The organism is Hymenobacter segetis (genome assembly GCF_038448715.1).
Taxonomy (GTDB): Bacteria; Bacteroidota; Bacteroidia; order Cytophagales; family Hymenobacteraceae; genus Hymenobacter; species Hymenobacter segetis.
In genome coordinates, this window is record NZ_JBCEVZ010000085.1 from 1 (window position 1) to 17,544 (window position 17,544).

At 64.1% G+C, this 17,544-nt stretch carries 15 protein-coding genes; 5 read left to right on the forward strand and 10 right to left on the reverse strand.

The annotated features are described in order from the left end of the window. On the reverse strand, positions 1 to 3,085 hold a 3,085-nt coding region (locus AAFH49_RS20625), incomplete at its 3' end, for an alpha-2-macroglobulin family protein (RefSeq protein ID WP_342301153.1). Positions 3,086 to 3,215: 130 nt separating this feature from the next. Between AAFH49_RS20625 and AAFH49_RS20630 the strand changes: the two genes are divergently transcribed. After that, a complete protein-coding gene (locus tag AAFH49_RS20630; RefSeq protein ID WP_342301154.1) occupies positions 3,216 to 4,229 on the forward strand; it encodes a 2-hydroxyacid dehydrogenase in 1,014 nt (337 codons plus the stop codon). A 15-nt stretch (positions 4,230 to 4,244) separates the two neighbouring features. On the opposite strand, the gene AAFH49_RS20635 is transcribed toward AAFH49_RS20630, so the two are convergent. Then, on the reverse strand, positions 4,245 to 4,940 hold the full coding sequence (locus AAFH49_RS20635) for an HAD family hydrolase (protein WP_342301156.1): 696 nt from the start codon (positions 4,938 to 4,940) through the stop codon (positions 4,245 to 4,247). 43 nt (positions 4,941 to 4,983) lie between these two features. Between AAFH49_RS20635 and AAFH49_RS20640 the strand changes: the two genes are divergently transcribed. The 4 genes from AAFH49_RS20640 to AAFH49_RS20655 all read left to right on the forward strand — a co-directional run bounded on the left by AAFH49_RS20640 (position 4,984) and on the right by AAFH49_RS20655 (position 9,858). Continuing rightward, a complete protein-coding gene (locus AAFH49_RS20640; protein ID WP_342301158.1) occupies positions 4,984 to 5,613 on the forward strand; it encodes a CatA-like O-acetyltransferase in 630 nt (209 codons plus the stop codon). Positions 5,614 to 5,694: 81 nt separating this feature from the next. Then, positions 5,695 to 6,600, forward strand: coding sequence for a LysR family transcriptional regulator (locus AAFH49_RS20645; protein ID WP_342301159.1), 906 nt, complete (start codon positions 5,695 to 5,697; stop codon positions 6,598 to 6,600). 63 nt (positions 6,601 to 6,663) lie between these two features. Beyond that, the gene (locus AAFH49_RS20650; protein ID WP_342301160.1) at positions 6,664 to 7,866 is read left to right on the forward strand and encodes a threonine synthase; all 1,203 of its coding nucleotides are present in this window, start codon (positions 6,664 to 6,666) and stop codon (positions 7,864 to 7,866) included. A gap of 159 nt (positions 7,867 to 8,025) precedes the next feature. Further along, the gene (locus AAFH49_RS20655; RefSeq protein ID WP_342301161.1) at positions 8,026 to 9,858 is read left to right on the forward strand and encodes a polysaccharide deacetylase family protein; all 1,833 of its coding nucleotides are present in this window, start codon (positions 8,026 to 8,028) and stop codon (positions 9,856 to 9,858) included. Between the two features lie 51 nt (positions 9,859 to 9,909). Here AAFH49_RS20655 and AAFH49_RS20660 read toward each other — a convergent pair whose 3' ends face one another. From AAFH49_RS20660 to AAFH49_RS20695, 8 genes are all read right to left on the reverse strand, one after another. Beyond that, positions 9,910 to 10,929, reverse strand: coding sequence for a tetratricopeptide repeat protein (locus AAFH49_RS20660; RefSeq protein ID WP_342301164.1), 1,020 nt, complete (start codon positions 10,927 to 10,929; stop codon positions 9,910 to 9,912). A gap of 38 nt (positions 10,930 to 10,967) precedes the next feature. Beyond that, entirely contained in the window at positions 10,968 to 12,212 is a 1,245-nt protein-coding gene (locus tag AAFH49_RS20665) for a tetratricopeptide repeat protein (RefSeq protein ID WP_342301166.1), read from the reverse strand. After that, entirely contained in the window at positions 12,212 to 13,585 is a 1,374-nt protein-coding gene (locus tag AAFH49_RS20670; protein ID WP_342301168.1) for an ATP-binding protein, read from the reverse strand. Before AAFH49_RS20670 ends, AAFH49_RS20665 begins: the two co-directional genes overlap by 1 nt. 57 nt (positions 13,586 to 13,642) lie before the next feature. Next, positions 13,643 to 13,909, reverse strand: a complete 267-nt coding sequence (locus tag AAFH49_RS20675) for a DUF167 domain-containing protein (RefSeq protein WP_342301170.1) — start codon at positions 13,907 to 13,909, stop codon at positions 13,643 to 13,645. 139 nt (positions 13,910 to 14,048) lie between these two features. Beyond that, on the reverse strand, positions 14,049 to 14,810 hold the full coding sequence (locus AAFH49_RS20680) for an endonuclease III domain-containing protein (RefSeq protein ID WP_342301171.1): 762 nt from the start codon (positions 14,808 to 14,810) through the stop codon (positions 14,049 to 14,051). An 80-nt stretch (positions 14,811 to 14,890) separates the two neighbouring features. Continuing rightward, the gene (locus tag AAFH49_RS20685; RefSeq protein ID WP_342301173.1) at positions 14,891 to 15,874 is read right to left on the reverse strand and encodes a hypothetical protein; all 984 of its coding nucleotides are present in this window, start codon (positions 15,872 to 15,874) and stop codon (positions 14,891 to 14,893) included. A 192-nt stretch (positions 15,875 to 16,066) separates the two neighbouring features. Continuing rightward, on the reverse strand, positions 16,067 to 16,477 hold the full coding sequence (locus tag AAFH49_RS20690) for a response regulator (RefSeq protein ID WP_342301175.1): 411 nt from the start codon (positions 16,475 to 16,477) through the stop codon (positions 16,067 to 16,069). A 120-nt stretch (positions 16,478 to 16,597) separates the two neighbouring features. Beyond that, on the reverse strand, positions 16,598 to 17,544 hold a 947-nt coding region (locus tag AAFH49_RS20695; protein WP_342301177.1), incomplete at its 5' end, for a sensor histidine kinase.

Sequence of the window (17,544 nt, forward strand, 5' to 3'; positions counted from 1 at the left end):
GCACGGCGGTGGCGGTCACGTACACGTTGGGCACATGCTCGGCTTTGATGGGGATTTTGACCTCGGCCGCCTTGCCGTCGGTGGTCACGTAGAAATGGTCGAGCACGTTGGCCCGCTCCACCGTCACCAGAATGCGGCCGGCGAAGGGCGATTTCAGCAGCAGGTTGGCCGTTTCGCCGGGCGCGTACTTGGGCTTGTCGGCCTCAATGGTCACCTCGCCCTCGTTGTTCACCTCGAAGGAATTGGCCTGGGTATCGCCGTAGCCGTAGGCGTAAAACCGCTGCGTAACGTAGCTGCTGGCGCCCGGCCGGCTCACGCGCACCTCGTATTCGCCCGAGTAGATGGGGGTGAAGCTGAAGCTGGTGGCCGCCCGGATGGAGCGCGTCTGGCGGAGAATGGTTTGCTCGCGCTGCTGCGAATTGTAGACGTAGCGGCCGCCCTGGCGCTCCAATACGGTTTCCCAGAGCAGGCGCACCACTTTGATTTCGGCCGGCGCGAGGGCCGGCTGGCCGTTGGGGGAGAGGGCCAGCAGCTTCACGGTGAGGGGCTGTTTGGTGCTGATGAGGTCGGGCAAAGTGCCGATGCCGAACATCGTGGACTGGGTTTGCACGTCGAAGGTGGCGAGGCGGTTCACGGGCCGGCCGGTTTCGTCGAACACCGTGGCGAAGGCCACGCCTTCCAGCGTGCCGAGGTCGTGGTAGCCGGGCACGGTGTAGGCGGCGGTGCCGTGGCCGGCGGCATCGGTGGTGCCTTCGCGCACGGTTTTCTCGAAGCGGGCGGTGAGGGCGCTTTCGCTGCTGGTTTCGCCGTCCTCGTTGGTGCTGCGCCGCCGCTCACCGCTGTTGATGGTGAAGTTATAGCCGTCGTAGCCCTTGGGGGCGAAGGCCTTTTGCTTGAGCGAGAATTCGACCTCAAACTTGCGGTCGGCGGCGGGCGGGCCGAAGAGGTTCACGGCCGTGATGCTGGCCGTCACGTCCTGGCCCGGTTTTACGGTTTTGGGGGCGGCCGTCACGGTCACCTTCAGGCGGTCGGGGATGAATTCTTCGACGCTGATTTGGCGCGAGGTCAGCAGCACTTCGTTGCCGGTCAGCACCTCCATCGTGTAGAGGCCCGTCATGATGGTGGGCGGCAGAATGAAGCGGCTTTCGAAGCTGCCCGCCGCGCTTAGTTTCTGCTGCAGGCTGCTGTATTCCTTGCCGCTGGGCAGCAGCAAGCGGATTTTCATCGGCAGGCCCGAGGGCGGATTTTTCCAGTCCTCGGTGCGGATGACGGTGTTGGTCCGCACCGTGTCGCCGGGCCGGTACAGGTTGCGGTCGCCGTACAGAAACGCCTGGTAATGCGCCGCGTTCGAGGTCAGCCCGCCCACCTCAAACCGCGAGGTTTCGACCCGGCTTTTGGTCAAATCCAGAAAGGAGAAATCAGCCTCCTTCACGGCCGTAATCATGCCCAGCGTGAAGCGCTTCATGCTGGCCGCCGAATCGAACTGCGCCACGCCGGATTTGTCGGTCGTGGTCGTGCCAATCACCTGATTATTCGAACTCACGAGGTTCACCGTAACGCCCGCCAGCGGCTCGGCCGTGCGGATGGAATTGGCAAAAACGACTGTGCCGCCCGTTGCGCCCTGCTTCACGATGAGGCCCAGGTCCGTCACGGCCACCAGCTTGCTCACCTGCAGCCACTGCCGCTCGGTATCCTGCACCCGAATGACGTACAGGCCCTTCATCGGCCCCTGAAATTCGAGGTCTTTCAGGTTGAGATTGAGCAGGCGCATGCCATTTTCCTTCGCTAAGCCATCCACGGAAATGGTGCGCTCCGACAGCACGTTGCCGATGTTCTCGGTGTCGTAATACTGGAAGCTGCGGTCGATGTAGTCGCCGTTTTCGTCGGTGTTCGATTCGCGGGGTTCGTCCTCGTCGTACTCGGGGTAGCCGTACTGCTTTTCGCCGCGTAGCAACTGCTGGATGTTGTTGGCGTAGACCTTGGCAATGGTCACCTTCACCTTGGCCACTTCGTTGATGCGCAGGCCCAGATTCCGGTTCCCCAGCGCATCGAGGTACATTGCCTTGTCGCTGCTGGTGAAGCTCAGACTCGGCCGCTCATCCCCAAAGGAAACGGCCTGGCTGAACGCCTCGCCCAGACTGCCACCCAGCAGCCCGCGTGTGCCGGCGGCCAGCGAAACCTGGTAGGTTTTGCCCACCTCAAACCCGCCGCGCAAGGCAAAGCCGCTTTCCAGCGCCTCCACCGAAAAGGCCACGGCGGGCGTCACCTTCAGATTGGACTGCACGTCGGCGGCGCTCACAGGCTGGTTGAGCAGCAGCGTCACCACGGGCTGGCCGTTGAGCAGGGAGCCGGTCAGCTCGCGCACTTCCAGCGTGCTTTGGTCGGGGATTTCGGCCTGGGCGGTGAGGACTTTCTCGGTGGCCTTGGTACCGGCCGCCGGGCGCAGGCCGGGTGCAATGTCAATCTGCACGGGCGTGCCTGCCTGCACGTCCTGCATAAACGTCACGGCCACCAGCGCATCCGACTCGGCCGAGTTCACTTCCACCGCCACGGGCTTGCCGCCCTGCGTCACCTTCAGGCGCGACTTCACATCAGAAGGCCGCACGGGGTAATTAAAAACCAGATTAGCGCGCAATTCCGCCGTGCCCGCCGCCCGCTTCGAGCTGCCGTAGAACACCTGCGGCGCGGCCATATCCAGATACGGCGTGTGGAATTTGGGCCGGTTCAGGGCCAGTTTCTGCTTGCCGCTGGGCAGCGTTTCGGGCCGCAGCGAGGCCGAGAAAACGGTGCTGGGCCGGAAGGGCTCCAGCGGCGAGAAGGTCAGCTCCCGGTCACCCGTCCACTTAAACTTGCCGCGGATGTTGGGTGAGAACGTGACGTAGCGCGTGGTGTCCCAGCGGTTTTGCTTGGCCTCATCCACCACCTTTTCATCAAAGGTGAAAACCAGATTGGAGTACGGGTCGATTTCGTCGCCGTCGGTAGTCGCGGCCGTTTCGGCGGCTTGCTCCTGGGCGGTTTTTTTTGAGCACGACGAAGCCGCCAGCAGCATCAGCAGCAGGGGCAAAAAGCGGTAACGGGCCAGCATGGGGAGGGGTGTGGGGGAAAGCCGTGGGGAAGGTAGCAATTAGTCTGTATTCCAATGCCTGAGTGCTGGGCCGTTTCCCGTTTCCGGGTGTCGATGACGTACCTTGAACGCCTTACTGTCCTCCTTTCTTATGAAAACCACGGTCTTTAGCACAAAGCCATTTGAGCGCTCCTACCTGACCACGGCGGCTGGCACCGCACACGAGTTGCAGTTTGTGGAAGAAAACCTCGGGGTTGAAACGGCGGCCCTGGCTGCTGGCACGGATGCCGTGGCCATTTTCAGTACCGATGACGCTTCCACCCCTGTGCTCGAGGCCTTGCACGCGCTGGGCATCCGGTTCCTCACCATTCGGGCCACCGGTCACGAGCAGGTGGCCCTGGCGCGCGCCCAGGAACTGGGACTGCGAGTGGCCAATGTGCCCGAGTATTCGCCCCACGCCATTGCCGAGCACGCGGTGGCCCTCATGCTGGCCCTCAACCGCCGCTTGCGCCAGGCCGACCAGCAGCTGCGGGCGCACGACTTCCGGCTCGATGAGCTGATTGGGTTCGACATGCACGGCAAAACCGTGGGCATTGTGGGCCTGGGGCACATTGGCGGCGTGGTGGCGGGCATTCTGCACGGCTTCGGCTGCCGGCTGCTGGGCTACGACCCGGTGCCCAACCCGGCCCTGACCACGCAATTCGGCGTGACCTACACCACGCTGGACGACCTCTGCGCGCAGGCCGACATCATCACCCTGCACGCCCCCATGATTCCGCACGCGCCTTATCTGATTGATGCCGCCCGCCTGGCCCGCATGAAGCGCGGCGTGATGCTCATCAATACCAGTCGCGGGGCCGAGCTGGACACTGCCGCCGCCATCGCGGCCCTGGAAACCGGCCAGCTGGGCTACCTGGGCCTCGATGTGTATGAGGGCGAGAAAAAGCTGTTTTTCGTCGACCACCGCCAAAACCCGCCCACCGATGCGCTGTTTGCTCGGCTGCTCGCCCTGCCCAACGTCCTCGTCACCGGCCACCAGGCTTTCCTCACGCGGGAGGCGCTGGAGCACATTGCCGCCACCACCCGTAGCAACCTCGACGGCTGGGCTGCCGGCCAGCCGGTGCCTACGGAGCTTCGGCCGCCCAGTAATCCTCCCGCCGCCTAAGCCCTGAATTGCGGCTTACCGCACCAGCTCCAGCACCTCCCGCAGCCGCTCCACCGCCCGAAACTCCACGCCTGCCAGCAGCTCGGCGGGCACATGTTCGTGAATCCAGTTGGCGTGATATGGCACGTGCACGGCCGGAAATCCCAGCTTCGCCACTGGTAGAATGTCGGATTTTAGCGAATTGCCAATCATTACGAAGTTTTCGGGCGTGGCCCCGAGGCGGGTGAAGAGGCGGCGATACGTGGGCTCGTCCTTTTCGCTTACAATTTCAACGTAGTCGAAAAAATCGCCCAGGCCGGAGCGGGCTATTTTGCTTTCCTGGTCGAACAGGTCGCCTTTGGTAAGCAGAATCAGCTTGTGGCCGCGCTCCTTTAGCTCGGTCAGCACTTCTACCACATCGGGCAGCGGCTCAATGGCGAAACGCAGCAAATCCTTTCCCAAATCCAGAATGCGCTGGATTTCGGCCCCCACCACCGCGCCGCCGGACAGCTGAATCGTGGTTTCAATCATTGAGAGCATAAATGACTTGGCCCCGTAGCCGAACAGATGCATATTAGCCCGCTGCACGTCGTAGAGCCGGGCGTTGATGGTCGCATGGTCAGCATATGGCGCCAGAATCTGGAGCAGTTGCGCTTCGACGTGGTCGAAGTGCGGCTGGTTGGGCCAGAGGGTGTCGTCGGCGTCGAAGGCGATGAAGGTTTGCGTGGGCATAACGTGGGGATTGACGCCGCAAAGCTACCGACCTTTGCCCGCCATGAAGCACCTGATTGACCTCGAAACCTGGCCCCGTCGCGAGCATTTTGCCTTCTTCTCGGCTTTTGAAGAACCCTTCTTCGGCCTCACGGCCAACGTGGATTGCACCACGGCGCAGGCCGAAGCCAAGCGGCTGGGCGTGTCGTTTTTCCTCTACTACCTATACCACGCCTTGGAGGCAGCCAACGAAGTCGAAGCCTTCCGCTACCGCATCGAAAACGGCCAGGTGTACCTCTACGACCGCATTCACGCCTCCGCCACCCTCGGCCGGGCCGACCACACGTTCGCCTTCTCCTTCATCGAGCAGAGCAACACGCTGACTGATTTCATCGCCGCCGCCGAAGCCGAAATAGCGGCCGTGCAGGCCAGCACCGGCCTGCGCCTGAGCGACACCACCGCCCGGCCCGACGTGGTGCATTGCTCGGCCCTGCCGTGGGTGCGCTTCACGGCGCTCTCGCACGCCCGCAGCTTTTCGCACCCGGACAGCTGCCCCAAAATTTCCTTCGGCCAGGTTTTCAGCGAAGGCGCTACCCGGCAAATGCCCGTATCCATCAACCTGCACCACGGCCTCGGCGATGGCTACCACGCCGGGCTGTTTCTGGCCGCGTTTCAGCGGCGGCTGAGCTTGTAGCACATGCTTTAGCTTGTGCCGGCGTTGGCTGGTATTCCCTTTCCATGCACAAGCTAAAGCATGTGCTACACTTCCCACCTCATGCTTTCGCACCCGCACGAAGTCTTTCTCGAAGTGGCCCAGCGCCTGAGCTTCACCAAAGCCAGCCAAGCCTTGTTCACCAGCCAGTCGGCCGTGAGCAAACAGGTGAAGGCCCTGGAAGAGCACTACAAAACCGGCCTGTTCGAACGCCTGGGCAGCAGCATCCAACTCACTCCGGCCGGCCGTAAACTCTACGAAAAGCTGCTACAGGCCAAGCAACTGCAACAGGAGCTGCACCAGGAAATGAGCGAATTGAGCCCAGATTTCGCGCCCAGCCAGCACCTGCTCATCGGGGCCAGCACCACCATTTCGCTCTACGTGCTGCCGCCCGTGGTATCGGCCTATCTGCGCCTGCACCCCAACCGCCAGCTCAGCCTCAAAAACCGCAATTCCGACAACATCCTGCGCGCTCTGCTTGACCACGAAATCGAGCTTGGCATCATCGAAGGCATCCACAAAGTGAGCAATGTGACCTACACGCCCCTGCTCACCGATGACGTGGTGGCCGTATGCGCCGCTGGCAATCCGCTCGCAAAGCGCACCCTCGAAATCCACGACCTGCTCACCACGCCGCTGGCCCTGCGTGAGGACGGCTCCGGCACGCTGGCCGTGCTCGAAGAAGCCCTGGCCCGGCATCGCATCAAGCTGGCCGCGCTGCCGGTGCGTGTGCGCCTGGGTGGCACCGAAGCCCTCAAAAACTTCGTGCGCGTGGATACCTGCCTGGCCTTCCTGCCCCGGCAGGCGGTGGTGAAGGAGCTGGCTTCGGGCGAATTTTCGGAGGTTAAAATCAACAATTTCCCTCTCCGGCGCGAGTTTAATTTCATCCAGCGCAAGGGCACCGAAAACAACGCACCCTACAAGGATTTCCTGCAATTCACGCGGCGTTATTATTCCGATAGGGCATAGGCTATTCCAAATGCCCATCCCATTGCGGCATACCCCGGGTAAAGTCATTCCGTACTTTGCCCTATGAAACTCGTTGCGTCCGAATCCCTTTCCCGCCTGGCCGCGCTGCACTGCTCCGCCTGCGGCACCGAATATTCCGCCTTCGACCTGCAGCGGGTTTCGGCCTGCTGCCAGGTGCCGCTGGTGGCCGATTACGACCTGCGCGAGCCCCTCAGCCGCGCCGTTATCGACCAGGCCGATACCTCGATGTGGCGCTATGGCGCGCTGCTGCCGCTGCTGCACGAGGAAAACAAAGTGACCCTGGGCGAAGGCCTCACGCCGCTGCTGCGTCTGCCGCGCCTGGCCGCCCGCCACGAGCTGGCCCACCTGCTGCTGAAGGACGAAGGCCAGAACCCCACCGGCTCCTTCAAAGCGCGGGGCCTGAGCATGGCCGTGTCCAAAGCCAAAGAGCTGGGCGTGGATGGCTGCATCATCCCCACAGCGGGTAATGCAGGCGTGGCCCTGGCCGCCTACTGCGCCCGCGCCGGCCTGCGTGCCGTGGTGGTGATGCCCCGCCACACCCCGCAGGCATTTCAGGAAGAATGTCTCTGGTACGGGGCCGAAGTGGAGCTGGTCGACGGCCTCATCAGCGACTGCGGGGCCCGTGTGCGGCAGCGCAACGCCGACGGTGCCCTGCTCGATATCTCGACCCTGAAAGAGCCCTACCGCCTCGAAGGCAAGAAAACCATGGGCTACGAAATTGCCGAACAGCTGAACTGGACGCTGCCCGACGTGCTGCTCTACCCCGCCGGCGGCGGCACCGGCCTCATCGGCATCTGGAAAGCGTTTCAGGAAATGAAGCAGCTCGGCTGGCTGGCCCCCGACGTGAAACTGCCCCGCATGGTGGCCGTGCAGGCTGAAAACTGCTGCCCGCTCCTCGAAACCTACGAGGGCCGCCAGCCCAACTGCCACGCCTACCAGGGCCGCGCCACGCTGGCCAACGGCCTGGCCGTGCCGCACCCGTTGGGCGAAAATATGATGCTGCGCGTCCTCCACGAGTCGAACGGCACGGTGGTGAGCGTGAGCGAAGAAGGCATGCTGGCCGGCATGCGCGACCTCGGCCACCAGGAAGGCCTGTTCGTGGCCCCCGAAGGCGGCGCGGTGTGGACGGCCGCCCTCCAGTTGCTAGCCAGCGGCGAAATCCAGCCCGACGAGAAAATCCTCCTCCTGAACACCGGCAACGGCCAGAAGTACATGGACAACGTGGCCGGCCGGGCGCGGGGCTGACAGGAAAAAGGGCCGTCATGCAGAGCGCAGCGAAGCATCTTTACCGCGCAAGTAATCTGATTTACTATAGCGGTAAAGATGCTTCGCTGCGCTCTGCATGACTGTCCGACACAGTTCGGATAGCAGTGCCAGCCCCGCGCCCGGCAATACCTTTGCGGCATGCGCATTCTCCACGTTCTTTCGGCTGAGTTTTTTGCGGGCTCCGTGGCCTATGCCGTGCAATTGGCCGAGGCCCACCGCGCCCAGGGCCACCAGGTATGGGTGGTAGCCGATGCCGACAAACTGCCCACCGGGGCCACGCTGGTGTGGGCCGGCATCAGCAACCGCAGCTACCGGCAGCGGCTGCGCAACGCGCGTATCATCCGGCAGGTGGTGAAAAAGGAACGGATTGACGTGGTGCATTGCCACTCGCGGGCAGCCAGCTGGGTTAGCTATTTTGCCCTGCGCGGCTTGGCCGTGCCGCTGGTGAGCACCGTGCACGGGCGGCAGCACCTGCACACGTCCACCTCACTGCTCGATGTGTACGGCGACAAAGTCATTGCCATTTGTGCCAATCTGCGGGAGCACCTCATCACCGAAGTGAAGATGGACGCGGCCAAAATTGTGGCTATTCCCAATGGGGTGGCGTTTGGGAAGGAAGCAGCGGCCAGCGCGGATTCCGCTTTGCGAATCTCCTTTATCGGGCGCTTCAATGGGGGCAAGGGCGAGCGGGCGGCGGCGCTGCTGGCGCAGGTGTTTCCGGCCTTGCTGCGGGAGTTTCCGGGGTTGCGGGTGGCACTTATCGGCGGGGAGCTGCAACACCTGCCGGCGGCCGGCAAAACGGCCCTGGCGCAGTTGCAAGCCGATTTTGGGGAGCGGATTGAGGTGGTGGGTTTCACCGACGACGTGCCCGGCTGGCTGGCCCGCACCACGCTGGTTATCGGGGCGGGGCGCGTGGCCATTGAGGCGCTGGGGGCCCGCCGGCCCGTGCTGGCGCTGGGTGAGGCCAGCTACGCGGGCCTCGTTACGGAAGAAACTTTTGCTTCGGCGGCGGCTTCCAATTTTGGGGATATCTCGGCCCGGTTAGGCGCTTCGGAAGTTGATTTTGGTGCGCTGCTGGCCGATGCGCAGGGATTTTTGCGGCAGCCGCAGGCAGTGCCGGTTGCGTTGCGGGAGCAGGTGCGGGCGCATTATAGCCTGGCCACCGTGGCGGCGCGGGTGCTGGAAGTGTACCAGGCGGCGCGGATGCAGAAGGCCGTCCCGGGCTTCATTCCGGTGCTCATGTACCACAAAATCCCTGACGCGCCGCTGGCCACCAAACACCAGATTTACGTCACGAAGGAGAACTTTGAGAAGCACCTGGCCTATTTCAAGCAGCAGAAGCTAACGCCCATCACCTTCGCCGACTACCTGAAATATGCCAGCGGCGAGCTGCCGCTACGCGAATTCCCCGCCCGCCCCATCATCCTCACTTTTGATGATGGCTACACCGATAACTACACCAACCTGCTGCCGCTGATGCAGCAATATGGCTACCGGGGCGTGCTCTACCTGCTGGGCGATGCCGATATCCGCTACAACCAGTGGGATGCGGATTTCGACCCCGACGAGCCGCGCTCCGAGATAATGGACCTCGCTCAGAAGCGGGCTTTCGTGGCCGCCGGCTGGGAAATCGGGGCACACACCATGTCGCACCCCCGCCTCACCACCCTGCCGCTGCTTGAAGCCGCCGCCGAAATTCAGCGCAGCAAAACGGCGCTGGAAACTGGGTTGCAAACCGAAATCGTGAGCTTCGCCTACCCTTATGGCGACCTGAGCGAGGACGTGAAAGCGGCGGTGCGCGAAGCCGGATTCGCCCTCGGCGTGGCCACCGACACGGGCGGTATGACCATCGAAGCCGACCGGATGCAGGTATTCCGGGTGAACATGTTTCCGAACGAGTCTACCAGCAGCTTATTCAAGAAAACCTCGCCTTGGTACCGCAAATACTACCGCTGGAAGCGCGGGAAATAGGGACGGTGGGTGGTAGCGGATTGGTGCGAGGTGGGGGGCGCTGCCGCGTCGCTAGTCCGATTTCGACCTTATCATTGCTCCGACTGCCAGCATGAGCAAAGGCATCACCAAGCCTAAAAGCATGACGGAAAAAGGCATGCCAGCGGACAGGCAGGCAAACCCCATGATGCCTATCGAAGCCACTACTGCTCCAGTTGTCCCCCACCTTTTAGCCAGTACCCGGCGCTGCCCGGGAATATTTTCCTGAAACAGGGGGTCGGTGCGCGTTTGCCACCAGCTACGCAGCTCAAAAAATGGCATCAGGATGCCGATGACCGGGCCAGTCCAGCTAACCGGCAGGTCGGTGCTCCAGTCGCGCTGCCGCTTTTGGTGCAGCTGCGTCAGCCAGGCGGGCCATAGCTGTTGCCGGCGGGCCTGTTGCAGCAGGGGGAGCAGGGCACGTTTGGTAGGCGTGAGGCGGAGGGCCTCGGTGAGATGGAGGGCGGCCTGCTGGGGCTCGTAGCGCTGAAGCAGCAGCTTGCCGCGCCATTGGTGCACCAAGGCGCTGTTGGGGGCCAGGCGCAATGCCTGGTCGAAGGTGGCATCGGAGGCGGTTGTTCGGGCCAGCTTTTCCTGGGCCAGGGCCCGCCAGAGTAGGCAGTCGGCCTGGCGCGCATCGGCCTGCAAGCCGTGCCCGGCGCACTGAATGGCGGCGTGGTATTGCCCCTGAACGTAGCACAGCTGCGCCCGTAGGCCGAAAAATTCGCCACGGGTGGGGTCCAGCTGTAGGGCCTGGTCGATGGCGGCGGTGGCTTTGCGCAGGTGGCCCTGCTGGCCCAGAATAAGGGCCAATAGGTGGTGGCCTCGGGCGGCTTCCGGGGCTAAGCCGATGGCCGTTTGGGCAATCTCGCGGGCTTCGTCGAGCCGGTCGAGCTGGCGCAGGGCTTCGGCCAGGGCCACGTGGGTAGGCGCGTGGGTAGGGTCATCGGCCAGGCACTGGCGGGCCAGCTGGGCGGCTTGCTGCGGCCGGTGGTGCTCCAGCAGCACCCAGACGCGCGCCAGGGGAGAGGTGCCAGGGTGGAAATGGGCCATGCGCAAGCGGGGAAAGGCAAAATGAAAACTTCGGCTGCCTACTGGGCAGCGGGCGGTCGGAGGAATACCGCGCCGCTAAGCAGGCCGGTATAAGCAAACAGCATCAGCCGGCTCCAGAGTGCTAAGGGGGAATTGTCGAGCCAGAACATAAATAATGTGGCGGTGGCCACGCCCACCCAAAACCATTGGGCGTACCGGTGCTCCGAATCGCCCCACACCTTGCGCCAAGACCCTTGCCACACCCCTAATACCGCCAGCCCGGCCAGCGTGGCGGCCACCACCGGCAGCCGGGCCGGAATGAGCACGGCCAGCACGGCCGCGCCTACGCAGCCCAGGCCGGCCGCCACCAGCCGCCAGCTCAGCGGCCCCAGCCAGGCCAGGGGGCGGCCGCGCAGCTGCATCACCACGGGGGCCAGGCGCCAGCGCAGGTAGGCCCAGCCATAGAGCAGCAGCAGGGGCACGCACAGCATCGAAATAGCCACCGTCAGGCCCAGCATTGCCACCGCGTGGCCGGCGGTGCCCAGCCGGGCCGCGAACCACTCGTTGTAGGCCACAATGTATCCATCTATTCGCTCCATCTGGCGCGGCAGCCAGTAGCGTTGCTTCCAGCTCAGCGACAGGCCCTCGCGGGCTTCCCGGGAATTCGGTTGGTGCTGCAAGGCCGTGCGGAAATGACTTTCGGCTTCGGCATAGGCTTCGCGCGGCAGCAGCAGCTGGCCCAGCGCCAGGTGCGCCCGCCAGTGGCTGGGGTCGAGGCGGAGCATGGTGCGGGCCGTGGCTTCGGCCAGGTCGTTTTCATCGAGCTGACGCAGGGCCAGCAGCCGGCGATACAGGCAATCCAGGTGGTTGGGGTCCCAGCGCAGGCCGGCTTCGGCCGTGGCCCGGCTTTGCGCCGGGTGGTTGCCCGCCAGCTCCAGGTAGCTGCGCAGGGCGTAGAATTTCGGCTTGCCGGGGTCCAGCGCCAGGGCGGTATCAAGGGCCTGCCCGGCCTCCTTGTTGCGGCGCTGGTTGGCAATGCTGAGGGCCAGGAAGTAGTACGCCTCGGCATATTCTGGCTGCTCGGCCACCGCGCTGCGGGCCGCCGCCTCGGCCTCGGGGTGCCGGTCGTGGCCGTTCAGCACCATGCACAGCACCACCAGCACAAAGGCCGAGCGGGGGTTCTGGGCCAGTTCGCGGCGGGTCAGCTCCTCGGCCAGGGCGTAGCGGTGTACCGCGACCAGGTTTTCGACCTGCGCAAACCAGCCGGGCTGGCTCCGCACCGCTTCCCCCTGCGCCTGGGCCATTACAGTCCGCCCGGCTTTTTTACCCCCAGATACACCAGAATATCGTCGTACAGCCCGCCTTCGTTGGAGTACAGCGCGTAGTTGCGGGCCGTGGCAAACCACTCCTTGGTACTGGGCTTTACCAGCTTGGCGGCATCCAGCAGGTGGCTTTGCTCGATGGGCAGGGGCCGGCCGCTGCGCATGGAGGCGCGCAGGCACACGTCCACGGCCCCGTCCACGAGGGCCATCAGGTCGGCCCCGCTGAGGCCGGCGGTGCGGGCGGCCACGGCGGCTACGTTCAGGCCGGGGGCCAGGGGCTTGCCGCGCAGCAGGATGTCGAGAATGGCGGCGCGGGCCGGCTCGTCGGGCGGCGTCACCAGCGTGATGCGGTCGAACCGGCCGGGGCGGCGGAAGGCGGGGTCGAGGTGCCAGGGCGCGTTGGTGGCGGCCATGATGAGCACGCCCTCGTTGGAGTGCGTGGCCCCGTCCAGCTCGTCCAGAAACTGGTTTATCACGGTGCGGCCGGCGCTCTGGCGCAGGTCGTGGCGGTTGGCGGCCAGGGCATCCACTTCGTCAAAAAACAGCACGCACGGGGCCTGCGCCCGGGCCAGCGCAAACACCTTGTGCAGGTTTTTTTCACTATTGCCGAGCCACATGTCCAGAATATCCGAAATGCCCACGCTGATGAAGCTGGCCTGCACCTCGCCGGCCGTGGCGCGGGCCAGGTGGGTTTTGCCGCAGCCGGGCGGGCCATACAGTAGCAGACCGCCGCCGCTGGCCTTGCCGTAGGCCTTATACAGGTCCGGGAATTGCAGTGGATGAATGATTTTAAGGCGGATTTCATCCTTCACCGCCTCCATCCCGCCCACGTCGGAGAAGTTGATTTTGGGCTTCTCCAGCCCCAGCAGTTGGGCCTGGGTGTTGAGGGCATCGGCGGCGTGGTTGGCGGGTGCGGCATAGCCGCTGCCGGTGGCGGCGGGCACACGCGGGGCGGGCAGGGCGGCCGTCAGGGCCTGGTCGAGGTCGTTGTCGGCCAGGTCGGGTCTCAGTTCGATGGCGTGGTCGTAGGCGGCGCGGGCCTCGGCGGGCTGGCCGGTGGCCAGCAGCAGGCGGGCGTGCAGCCAGTGCGCGGGGGCGTGGTCGGCGTGCTGGTCCAGCAGCTCCTCCACCACCACAAAAGCGGCCGAGTGCTTGCCAGTGGCGAGGTAGGCTTCGGCCAGGCTCAGGCGCAGGGCGTCGTCGGTGGGGTACTGGCGCAGGCCTTCGCGGCACAGGGCTTCGGCCTCGTGCGGCTGGCCGGCGGCGTTGAGCTGGCGGGCCAGGTGCTGGCGCAACGGCAGGTTATCGGGTGAGAATTGCAGGGCATCGAGCAGCGGCTGGAAGTCGGCAGACATGGCGGCGGGGGCGGAGGGAGGGTGAAACCGGCCCGGAAGTTAAGCCCGGCCGGCCGCTCAGGCCAGCCGCGCGGCCAGTATCCGTTGGCCGTCTTCCTCGCTCACGCCCTCAATTTCGAGCTTTTTGAACGGGGCCGTGTGGCCGCTCAGCAGCAGCACGCGGCTTTTGGGCACGGCAAACACCGTGGCCAGAAACGCCAGCAGCACGGCATTGGCCTGGCCTTCCTGAGGCGGTGCTTGCAGGCGCACGGTCAGGGTGCCGTCGGGCGCGCGGAGCAGCTGGGTTTGGCGGGCGTTGGGCTTGGCCCGCAGGTGCAGAATCATGGTCTGGGCTAGTTTGATGTTAAATAGAGAACGTCATGCTGAGCGCAGCCGAAGCATCTCTACTGTGCAAGTAATTTATTTACTATTGCGGTAGAGATGCTTCGGCTGCGCTCAGCATGACGTGCTTCGGGAACCTGATTTATTCGGCAGCCTTCCCGCCCAGCCGCGCTTGCCCAAACGGGCACTGGTCCAGCACCACGCAACGCCCGCAGGCCGGCCCGCTGAAATAGCAGCACTTCTGCCCGTGAAACATGAGCGCCTCGTGGTGGTCATACACCTGCTGGGCGTCCCAGCCGGGCGGGAGCAGGGCTTCGAGCAGCTTGTGGGCCGGGCCTTCGCCCACCTTCGGCCCGATGAGGCCCAAGCGCTGGGCCACGCGGTGGTGGTGGCTGTCGACGGGCATGGCTGGGATGCGCAGGGTGCTGAAAAGGAGGGTAGCCGCGCTGGTTTTCGGCCCCACCCCGCTGATGCTTTCCAGCCAGGCGCGAGCCTCGGGAATGGGCATTTCGGCCAGGAAATCCAGGGCGCAGGGGGCATCAGTACCGCAGCGCTGGCTGATTTCGCGCAGCACGGCCTGAATGCGCGGGGCCTTCTGCTCGGGCCAGGTGCAGGCCCGGATGGCGTGCTGCACGGCCTCGGTGGGCGCGTCGCGCACGGCCTCCCAAGTGGGAAAAGTGGCCCGCAGCTCCAGGTAGGCGCGGTGCGATTCGGCATTTTTGGTGCGGTGCGAAAGCAGGGCGCTCACCAGCTCACTCAGCGGGTCCTTGGTGCTGAAGAAGCGGAACGGAGCCCCGTACTCGGCGCAAAGCCGCTCGTGCACCAGCAGTGCCTTGGCCTGGCGGGCGGCAAGGTCGGCGGCCTGAGCTTCGGTAGTAATGGTAGAAGCGGCGGCAGTTTTCATCCCCGGCCTACGCGGCGAGGTGGGGTGGCGTTACGCTACGCTCAGCATGACGTTCTTTTTCCCAGTAAGTCAAAGACGTCTCACCGCGTCGAGTTATACAAGGCAATGGCCTGGCGCTGGTTATTCGCCTGCTTGCTTTGCAGCACGATGGGCACGATGAGCACCGGAATGGCCGCGTAAACCAGCGGCGAAATGCCCGCCCGGCCATCGTTGGAGCGTAGCGACTGCAACAGCCCGGCCGCGAGCAGCCCGCCGCCCACCACGTAGCTGCCCACGGTGAGCCGCTGGTACCGGCGCGATTCCAGCAGCAGCTCCTGGGAGCCGGCATTGTCGCGGGTGGCCAGCATCAGGTTGTTGGTGGTCAGGTTCTGAATGGGGCCGTTGTCTTTGGAAAAATATTCGGTTTTCACGGTGCGGTAGCCCCCGTAGGGGTAGCCGCCAAACCCGCCGTAGCCCATGCCAACTCCCCCGTAGCCGTAGCCATAGCCCGGGTAGCCGAAGCCGCCCGGCCCCGAGCTGTACTGCGAAGTGGTGATGGAATAGAGGCTGATGCGCCCGGTTTTTTCGCGGCGCAACGTGGTTTCCCGCGAAGAGTTGGGCAGCGTGGTGCGAACGTAGTGTCCGGTTTCATCCTCATAAAACCCGATTTCCGCCATTTCAAACTTCTGCCGGCCGTCCAGCAGCAGGTAGGAGCGGCCGAAGAGCGGATTCTTCGTTTCCACGTCGTTGGCCGAGTATATCATCCCGTTTTTCAGGCCCACCTGGAAGCGGGCGGGGCGGGCGTTGTTGCCCGGCAGCTGGCCGGCGGGCGTAGGAGCGTACACGGGTGCGGGGGCGGCCATGGGGCCGGGCTGCGGGGCCGTCACGGCCGCACGGCGCGAAGAGTCGCGGGGGGCCACGGGCACGGTTTCCAGCTGGCGTGGGGCGGGGGTGGGCCGGGGCCGGGCGGGCGTGGGCATGGCCGGCGGCGCACCCAGCTGGCGCGGGCCATCATCCTGCGCCTGCGCCGGGCGCACCCCTAGTAAAACCAACAGCAGGGCCGGATATAAAATGGGAATTTTCATACGGAAGGACAGCAATTAGGACCAACAGGCCGAACAAGGTAGCCTTGCCCCGCCAATAATACCGAACCCCGCGCAAACCCCTACAAATGCGCAGGTGAACCGTGAAAAAGGAACGTCGGTAATCGCCGGTAAATTCCGCACTTTTATTGTGAAGCGCAAGTGAGCCTGTAACCGTTCAGGCTACGGCCGGCGCTACTTGAGCAGCTTTTCCAGCAGGCTCAGGCTGTCCGAGAGGTCGGTGCCGGTTTCAAAATCCAGCGGCTTGAGAATGTAGCCGCTCACGCCCAGCGTTTCGGCATCGGCGCGGTCTTCCTCCATGCTCGACGTGGTGGTGATGAATACCGGAATGTGCTGGAATTCGGGGTTGGCGCGCAGCTCGGTCAGGAATTCGACGCCGTTCATGCGGGGCATGTTCAGGTCGAGCAGGATGACTTCGGGCAGCGGGCGCAGGGCCTCCGCGCCGTTGCGGCCCAGCAGCAGGTCCAGCGCCTCTTCGCCGTTGAAGGCCGTGTGCAGCTGGTGCGGCACGTTGAATTTGGCGAAGGATTTCTCCGCCGTCATCGTATCAAAAATATCGTCTTCGACTAGTAAAACAGAACGCATAGGGTGGTTAGCTGAAATAAGTAAGCAATAGAAAGCCCGGCCGCGCCGCGCGCCCGATAAAAAATCCGGTAGTTTAAAAGGGTGTCCAAACTGGTCAGACCCGGTAGTAAGGGCCGGGGTTTACTTGGGCCACGTAAAGATAAAACCAGCTCCCTGCCCCACCGCCGATTCGACGCGAATAGTGCCCTGCTGCTCGTTAATAATTTTCTGCACGATGCTCAGGCCGATGCCCGTGCTTTCGGCCGTGTGCCGGTCGCGCAGGGTCTGGAAGAGCAGGAAAATCTTCTGATGGTACTCCGGCGCGATACCTGGTCCGTCGTCCTGCACCCGAAACTCGTAGCAGCGGCCAATGTCCTGGCACGTTACTTCGAGGTGGCCGGCTCCGCGCTGGTGGTATTTCACGGCGTTCGAGAGCAGGTTGGTGAAGACTTGTTGCAGGCTGAGCCGGTCGGTTTCGAAGGTGGGCATATCGGGGCCGATGCGCAGCGTGAAATCGGGGGGCACCACGAGGTCGGCCACTTCGGTCAGGAGCTGCTGCACGCTCACCGTTTCGCGCGACTGCGCCGTGCGGCCCACGCGGGCATAGGCCAGCAGGCCGTTTATCAGGTCTTCGAGGCGCGCCAGGCGGCCCTTCATCTGGTCGAGATAGGTGCGGAGCTGGGGCGAAAGCTCGGCGGCCAGCTCGTCCTCAATCCACTTCACGATGGTGGTCACGCCGCGCAATGGCGCTTTCAAATCGTGCGAGGCCACGTAGGCAAACTGGTCCAGCTCGCGGTTGCGCTTCTCAAGGGCGCTGAAGCTGCCTTCCAGCGTCTGGGTCATGCGGTTTAGCGACGCGGCCAGGCCGCCGAGGTTGTCCTCGGCATCGTCCGTGATTTTGACGGTGTAATCGCCCTGCACCACCTGCTCGGCCAGCTCCCGAATCTGGGCAATGCGGCGGGCTACCTGCGCGTTCACGTCGGCCAGTTCGCTTTGCAGGCGGCGGTTGTCGTCCAGCTCTTTCACGATTTTCATCACCAGCCACACTACAATCAGCACGGCCAGCACCGCCGAAATCAGTACCACGA

What these genes read in the sequence shown, in the direction of transcription:
- AAFH49_RS20650 (WP_342301160.1), top strand. Translation starts at nt 6,664, where the DNA reads ATGAAACTCGTTGCGTCCGAATCCCTTTCCCGCCTGGCCGCGCTGCAC.
- AAFH49_RS20635 (WP_342301156.1), bottom strand. Translation starts at nt 4,940, where the DNA reads ATGCCCACGCAAACCTTCATCGCCTTCGACGCCGACGACACCCTCTGG.
- AAFH49_RS20660 (WP_342301164.1), bottom strand. Translation starts at nt 10,929, where the DNA reads ATGGCCCATTTCCACCCTGGCACCTCTCCCCTGGCGCGCGTCTGGGTG.
- AAFH49_RS20670 (WP_342301168.1), bottom strand. Translation starts at nt 13,585, where the DNA reads ATGTCTGCCGACTTCCAGCCGCTGCTCGATGCCCTGCAATTCTCACCC.
- AAFH49_RS20655 (WP_342301161.1), top strand. Translation starts at nt 8,026, where the DNA reads ATGCGCATTCTCCACGTTCTTTCGGCTGAGTTTTTTGCGGGCTCCGTG.
- AAFH49_RS20680 (WP_342301171.1), bottom strand. Translation starts at nt 14,810, where the DNA reads ATGAAAACTGCCGCCGCTTCTACCATTACTACCGAAGCTCAGGCCGCC.
- AAFH49_RS20690 (WP_342301175.1), bottom strand. Translation starts at nt 16,477, where the DNA reads ATGCGTTCTGTTTTACTAGTCGAAGACGATATTTTTGATACGATGACG.
- AAFH49_RS20630 (WP_342301154.1), top strand. Translation starts at nt 3,216, where the DNA reads ATGAAAACCACGGTCTTTAGCACAAAGCCATTTGAGCGCTCCTACCTG.
- AAFH49_RS20685 (WP_342301173.1), bottom strand. Translation starts at nt 15,874, where the DNA reads ATGAAAATTCCCATTTTATATCCGGCCCTGCTGTTGGTTTTACTAGGG.
- AAFH49_RS20645 (WP_342301159.1), top strand. Translation starts at nt 5,695, where the DNA reads ATGCTTTCGCACCCGCACGAAGTCTTTCTCGAAGTGGCCCAGCGCCTG.
- AAFH49_RS20675 (WP_342301170.1), bottom strand. Translation starts at nt 13,909, where the DNA reads ATGATTCTGCACCTGCGGGCCAAGCCCAACGCCCGCCAAACCCAGCTG.
- AAFH49_RS20640 (WP_342301158.1), top strand. Translation starts at nt 4,984, where the DNA reads ATGAAGCACCTGATTGACCTCGAAACCTGGCCCCGTCGCGAGCATTTT.
- AAFH49_RS20665 (WP_342301166.1), bottom strand. Translation starts at nt 12,212, where the DNA reads ATGGCCCAGGCGCAGGGGGAAGCGGTGCGGAGCCAGCCCGGCTGGTTT.